7 protein-coding genes and 1 pseudogene are annotated in these 6,630 nt (G+C 70.2%); all 8 read left to right on the forward strand.

Annotated features, from left to right (window positions below):
• Positions 1 to 119: 119 nt before the first annotated feature.
• Entirely contained in the window at positions 120 to 308 is a 189-nt protein-coding gene (locus tag M1M07_RS31600; protein ID WP_197252640.1) for an antitoxin, read from the forward strand.
• A gap of 179 nt (positions 309 to 487) precedes the next feature.
• Complete coding sequence (locus M1M07_RS31605; RefSeq protein WP_197252639.1) at positions 488 to 2,122, forward strand: Na+/H+ antiporter; 1,635 nt, start codon at positions 488 to 490, stop codon at positions 2,120 to 2,122.
• A gap of 68 nt (positions 2,123 to 2,190) precedes the next feature.
• Positions 2,191 to 2,931 (forward strand): hypothetical protein, encoded by a 741-nt coding sequence (locus tag M1M07_RS31610; RefSeq protein WP_248676680.1) that lies wholly within the window; start codon positions 2,191 to 2,193, stop codon positions 2,929 to 2,931.
• Positions 2,928 to 3,530: a hypothetical protein gene (locus M1M07_RS31615; protein WP_197250905.1), complete on the forward strand. Its 603-nt coding sequence runs from the start codon at positions 2,928 to 2,930 to the stop codon at positions 3,528 to 3,530. The genes M1M07_RS31610 and M1M07_RS31615 overlap by 4 nt, the downstream gene beginning before the upstream one ends.
• Before the next feature lie 155 nt (positions 3,531 to 3,685).
• Complete coding sequence (locus M1M07_RS31620; RefSeq protein WP_248676681.1) at positions 3,686 to 4,873, forward strand: histidine kinase; 1,188 nt, start codon at positions 3,686 to 3,688, stop codon at positions 4,871 to 4,873.
• Between the two features lie 32 nt (positions 4,874 to 4,905).
• Positions 4,906 to 5,688, forward strand: a complete 783-nt coding sequence (locus M1M07_RS31625; protein WP_197250907.1) for a LytTR family DNA-binding domain-containing protein — start codon at positions 4,906 to 4,908, stop codon at positions 5,686 to 5,688.
• Positions 5,685 to 6,053 carry a hypothetical protein gene (locus M1M07_RS31630; protein ID WP_197250908.1) on the forward strand — a complete coding sequence of 123 codons (369 nt, stop codon included), beginning with the start codon at positions 5,685 to 5,687 and terminating at the stop codon, positions 6,051 to 6,053. The genes M1M07_RS31625 and M1M07_RS31630 overlap by 4 nt, the downstream gene beginning before the upstream one ends.
• Positions 6,054 to 6,059: 6 nt before the next feature.
• A pseudogene (locus M1M07_RS31635) lies at positions 6,060 to 6,630 on the forward strand (cation acetate symporter); the annotation flags it as partial.

Consider the following 6,630-nt stretch of genomic DNA (forward strand, 5'->3'; position numbering starts at 1 on the left):
ACCCGGGACGGAGCAGCCCGGCCCGCCGCCGGGACCCGGTTCCGGATAGCGTTCCCGGAGATCCTGCGTCGGGTGTGGCAGGCTTCCTTTCGCTCGGTACCCGAACGAAAGGAAATGCCGTGGGCTTCTTGGACAATGTGAAGGGCATCGTCGACAAGGGCAAGGAACTCGCCGCCGATCACCCCGACGTGGTGAACCAGGCGATCGAGAAGGTCGGCGACCTGGCGGACGACAAGACCGGTGGCAAGTTCTCCGGCCAGGTCGATGCGGCGGAGAACGCCGCGAAGAACGCCCTCGGCACTGCCTGATCCGACATGGCTCGCGTGCGCAGGAATCGACCGGCGCGCGTGAGCCGCGCAGCGGTCGGACACGCGCACACGTACGGACGGGTGCGCGTGTCCGCTAGCTGCGCGAATACTCCCGATCCGGCGTCCTGACCGAAACGACCGACCGCCATCGCCGCGCGTGGCAGAGCAGAATCGTTGCCGTGAACGGGACCTGGATACTGTTCGTCGTCATCGCGGCGATCGCCGTCACCGGACTGGCGACCCGGCGCAATCTGCAGGCGCCGCTGGTGCTCGTCGCGATCGGTGCGGCCGCATCGTTCATCCCCGGACTGCCCCGGCTGGAACTGCAACCCGAGGTGATTCTCGGTGTCGTGCTTCCGCCGCTGCTGTATTCGGCCGCGCTGCGGTTCTCCGTTCCCACCTTCCGGCGCTACCTGTCGCCGATCCTGCGGCTCGGCATCGTCACCGTCCTCGCGACCGCCTTCGCGGTGGCGTTCTTCGCGGAATGGCTCGTCCCGCAGCTGACGTTCGGCGCCGCACTGGTGCTCGGTGCGGTCGTCGCCCCCACCGACGCGGTCAGTGCCGTCGCCGTCGGGCAGAAACTCGGACTGCCGAAACGGGTCATCGCGGTACTCACCGGGGAAGGGCTCGTCAACGACGCGACCGCCCTGACCCTGTTCACGGTCGCGGTGTCGACGGTCGCCGGCACCCGGGTGTACTTCGACTCTCCGGTCATGTTCTTCGGCTACGAGGTGGCCGGCGGTGTCGCCGTCGGACTCGTGCTCGCGGTGGTCGTGCATCAGGTTCGGCTCCGCATGTACCACTCACCACTGGAAACGTCTCTGGGACTGGTACTTCCGTTCACCGCCTATCTCGCGGCCGAGGAGATCCACGCGTCCGGGGTGCTCGCTGTGGTCGCCGCCGGCCTGTACATGGGGCACCGCGCCACCGACGCATCGGTGAACACGCGGATCCAGGAACGCTACGTGTGGGAGAGCCTGGATCTCCTGCTCGAGATGTTCGTCTTCGCGTACATGGGACTGCAGCTGAAGTTCGTGCTCGACGACGTCACCGACCACGGCTACGACGTCGCTCTCGCGCTGCTGTACGCGCTCGCGGTGCTCGTCGTGGTCATGGCGGTGCGGCCCGCGTGGGGTCTGCTGAACTGGGGACGCCGCCGCGTCACCCGCGACATCGGGCTGGTCCGGCTGGGCCGCGACCGGTTGAGTTTCCGCGAACACCTGGTCGTTTCGTGGGCGGGGATGCGCGGTGTGGTGACCCTCGCCGCCGCCGGTGGTATCCCGTTCGTACTCGAGTCCGGCGAACCGTTCCCGGGTCGCGACATCATCCACCTCATCGCGCTGGTCGTCGCCGTCGGAACCCTGCTCATCCAGGGTGCGACCATGCCCGCCCTGATCCGCAGGCTCGACGTGCACGACCCGTACGAGCGGCTCCGCAACGAGGAGCAGCGCGCCCTCGCCCGATCCATCGTCGAAACCGCCGCCCACGGCGAACTCCGGAACCTCGCGGAGCACCCGCCGTCCGGGTTCGACGCCGAGTCCGTGCGCCGCATCCTCGAACGGGTGCGCCGATCCATCCAGGCCCGCGTCGACGCCCAGGCCGTCGAATCGGAGAACGAGGACGACCGCAACCTCGACGCGAGCGCACTGTTCGACGAATTCCGGCGCTCGATCCTGCGTGCCCAGCGCACCGCCCTGATCGCCGCGCGCGACGAGGGAACCCTGGACGACGAAACCCTCCGCATCGAACTCGAAAGCCTCGACGTCGAGGAGGCCGCCGCGGAGGAACGGATCGACCGCCGCGGCCGGACGTGAGCGGCCCGGCAGAAATCGGGTAGTGCACTACGCGTGCGTCCCGGACGTCGCCGGAAGACTCTGGGAACATGCGAAATACGGGGGCGGCGGGTGGGCGGCGCGGAGCGGCTGCCGGCATCTGCATGGGCGCGGTTGCGCTCGGTCTCGTGTTCCTCGGGTCGACCCGTGGCGAAGCATCGCCGGACCCGGGCTCGGTGTACACCTCGGGTTCGTGCTGCGACAGCGAGATCGTGTCGACCACCACGGTGACCGAGACGGTGTACGTGCCCACGACGGTCTACGAGACGGTGTACGTGCCCACGACGGTCTACGAGACGGTGTACGTGCCCACGACGGTCTACGAGACGGTGTACGAGACCTCGACGGTGTACGAGACGAGAACCGAAAGCGTCACCGAGACAGTCGAAGTGGGCGGAACCGCAACCGAAACCGTCACCGGGTCCGTGACGGAGAACCGGGCGCAGCCACCGCGCGCGGTCACCGAAACGGTCACGGCATCGGCCGGATCGCCGATCACCGTGGCCTCGCCGCCGGACCCGCCTGCTCCCGCCGATCCTCCGAAGAACACGGCCACAGTGGCACTGACCGGACTCGGCGCCGGGGCAGGGGCACTCGCCGCAGCGGTGCTCGTGACGCGACTTCGCCGGCCGGGTGAACGCCGGACTCGGCACAGGACTCCGGAGGTGCGTGCGGTCGTCCGGCGCGACCGGAATCCGCGGACCACGGTCGAGGACCGGGAGGGACCGACGGTCGGGATCGACTTCCGTGCCCGCTCGTGGGACATCCGGACGACAGGAGACAACTCATGACCGATCCGAACGCGATCACCGCGCGCACCGTGTTGCTGCCGGGCGTTCCTCCGGACCGGTCGGCCGCGGCGGTGGCCGACGTCCTCGGCCGGTTCGGCGCTGTCCGTGCCGCGGTGAGGGCGCTGAACGCGATCCCCCCGGATGTGCTCACCGCCGTCGATGCGGAGGTGGCCGCCGCGATCGCCGACATCCTCGAGGTCGGCCTCGACGACCTGTTCGCGCAGGGCCGGCAGCGCTACCGGCGGTTGCGTGACGCGGCCACCACGTCCCTCACCGGCACGAAACAGCTTGTGTCGCTGGACAGCACGCGGATCACGGCGAGCCGGCATCCGTCCGTCGAACTGAGCCTCGACGGCGTGCTCGTCGGTCGCGTCGACCTCGACCTGACCGTCGAATACGACCTCCACGGTGTCGTCGCGGTCGTCGAATCCGGTGCGCTGACCGCCCTGCGTTTCGGAGAGTGCGACGTCGCCGTCACGTTCGCGGTGCGGCCGGTGGGCACCGTGCTGCAGCGTCGAAGGACCTTCTCGGTGGGAGCGCTGGCGCCGATGAGGGAACCGGTGCCGCTCGTCGGTTCCGCGCGGGCACGACCCGCCTGACGCGTTGCGGCGGTCCGCGGCGTCCGAGGTTCTAGCTTTGTATGCATGATCGCGACCGACCTGTTCGAGCATCCACGCCTGTTCGAACATCCACGCCTGCAGCGCCCGGCCCGGTGGGGTGAGCAGTGACCGGCACTGTCGTCGTCGCGCTCGTCGTGGTGGCCGCGCTCCTAGCCGGCGGTATCGCCGCGGTGTGGGCACGGACCCGTCGCGTCGTCACCACCCCCGCCGAACGCGCCGTGCACGCGACGCTGCACACCGCCTCGCTCGCCGCGCGACCGCTGCGCCGCGGACTCGACGCGACCTCCGCGCAGGAGGCCGCGCCGCACCTGCGGACCCTCACCGGCGCGCAGGCCGTGGCACTGCTCGACGCCGACGGCAACCGGCTCGCATGGCACGGGTTGTACGAGGGACTCGCCGACCAGATGCACGACGCAGCTATCCGCGCGATCGAGGGGGAGCGTCGCGTGCTCGTCGGCCACGGCGATCTGGTGCGCGGACCCGAAGAGCTCGCGGCGCGGGCGTTGATCGCCCAGCCGCTGATCATCGACGGCGTCGGCGTGGTCGGGGTGCTCGGCGTCGTCACCACCACCGAACCGGGCCCGGCGATGCTCGGGGTGCTCGCCGAGGTCGCGGGATACGCGTGCAGCCAGATCGAACTCGCCGAGCTCGACGCGTCCCGCGCGCGGCTGGACCGCGCGGAGGTTCGTGCGCTGCGCGCCCAGATCAGCCCGCACTTCATCTACAACGCGCTCAACACGGTCGCCTCGTTCGTGCGCACCGACCCGGACCGGGCCCGCGAACTGTTGCTCGAGTTCGCGGACTTCACTCGGTACTCGTTCCGTTCCGCGGGCGAGTACACGGTGCTCGCCGACGAGCTGCGCAACATCGACCGGTATCTCACGCTCGAACGTGCCCGGTTCGGCAACGCGCTCGACGTGCGGTTGCAGATCGCCCCCGAGGTCCTGGGGGTAGTGCTGCCGTTCCTCGCGTTGCAGCCGCTGGTGGAGAACGCGGTGCGGCACGGGATCGCCGGGAAACCGACGCGCGCCGGCACCATCAGCATCGTCGCCGCCGACGAGGGCACCGACTGCGTCATCAGTGTCGAGGACGACGGCATCGGCATGGACCCGGAACTCCTGCGCTCGGGTTCGCTCGACGCGGTCGCCGACCGCGAGGACAGCGGTGTCAAGGAGTCCGCGCACGTGGGCCTGGCGAACGTCGACGACCGATTGCGGGCGGCGTTCGGCAACGATTACGGCCTGGTCGTCGAGACCGCACCGGGCGCCGGCACCAAGGTCAGCATGCGGGTGCCGAAGTTCCGGCCGGGGATCCGACCGTGACCGGCGGCGGGGCATGGCACGATGATTCCGTTGTGAACGACAATCCGGAGTCCCTCACCGTGCTGGCGGTCGACGACGAGCCGCCTGCCCTCGACGAGCTTGCCTACCTGCTGCGCCGGCGCGACGAGATCGGCTCGGTTCATACCGCGGGCGACGCGACCACCGCGCTGCGGCTGCTGCGCGACGGTGGCATCGACGCGGTCTTCCTCGACATCAACATGCCCGGGCTCGACGGCCTCGAGCTCGCGGGGATCCTCCGCAACTTCGCGCAGCCACCGTCGGTGGTGTTCGTGACCGCGCACGACGACCGCGCGGTCGCGGCGTTCGACCTGGGTGCGGTCGACTATCTGCTCAAGCCGCTGCGCGAGGAACGGCTCGCCGAGGCGGTGCGACGGATCGCCGAACGCCGCCGCAGCAGCAGCGACCAGGGCGGCGCTCCGTCGTCGTCCGACGAGGTGATTCCCGTCGAACTCGGCGGGGTCACGACGCTGGTGCCGCGGTCGTCGGTGCGGTGGGTCGAGGCCGACGGCGACTACGCGCGCCTGCACACCGCGACCGGTTCCCACCTGGTGCGCATCCCCATTTCGACGCTCGAGAGCCGCTGGGCGGACGCCGGATTCCTGCGGGTACACCGGTCGTACCTGGTGGCGCTGCCGCTGGTGACGGGCATCCGCAGTGTCGGATCCGGCCTGGTGGTGTGCCTGCGGCCGGAGGGGGACCAGCAGCCGGTGGAGCTTCCGGTCAGCCGCCGCCACACCCGGGAACTCAAGGACCGGCTCATCCGCGGTCCCATGCAGACCTGGACGGCCCGATGAGCACCGCCGGTCCGCCGCCGCGGGAACGGGTGGTGCTCGCGCAGCGGCGCGGAGCCCGCATGGTCCGCACCCGCGTCGAGGTGCAGCAGCAGACGCAGATCGGCGACGCGATGGTGCGCGGCCTCGTCCGGGCGCAGCTCGGGCTGGCGTTGCGGCTCGCGCTCGTCGCGGTGTGTTTGCTGGGGGCGCTGCCGGTGCTGTTCGCCCTGGTTCCCTCGCTCGCGGAGGTGACGCTGCTGGGGCTGCGGCTGCCGTGGTTGCTGCTCGGTGTCGTCGGCTATCCGGTGCTGCTCGGCATCTCGTGGCTGTACGTGCGGCTGGCCGAACGCAACGAGCAGGACTTCACCGACCTGACCGACGACTGAGCCGCGATGGGCACCGGTTCGATTCCCGTTCTCACCGTCGTCGGCCTGATCGCCGCTGCCGCCGCGACCGTCGCGATCGGCATCTACGGCGTCCGCCTGGCACGCACGACCTCCGACTTCCTCGTCGCGTCGCGCACGGTCGGGCCGCGCTGGAATGCCGCGGCGATCGCGGGGGAATACCTGTCCGCCGCATCGTTCCTCGGTGTCGCCGGGCTCGTCGCGAAGTACGGCGCCGACGCCCTGTGGTATCCGGTGGGCTTCGCCGCAGGCTATCTGGGCCTGTTGCTGTTCGTCGCCGCACCGCTGCGCCGGTCCGGCGCCTACACGGTGCCGGACTTCGCCGAGTTCCGGCTCGGCACGCGCTGGGTGCGCACCCTCGCGATGATCGTCGTCGCCGTCATCTGCGTGCTGTACCTGGTGCCGCAGTTCCAGGGGGCGGGACTGACGCTGAACATCCTGCTGGGGCTGCCCGAGTGGGTGGGCGTGGCCGCGGTCGGGGCGATCGTCGTCGGCAACGTCGTCGGCGGCGGCATGCGGTCGATCACGTTCGTGCAGGCGTTCCAGTACTGGCTCAAGC

It is taken from the genome of Rhodococcus sp. HM1 (assembly GCF_023218075.1).
Taxonomy (GTDB): Bacteria; Actinomycetota; Actinomycetes; order Mycobacteriales; family Mycobacteriaceae; genus Rhodococcus.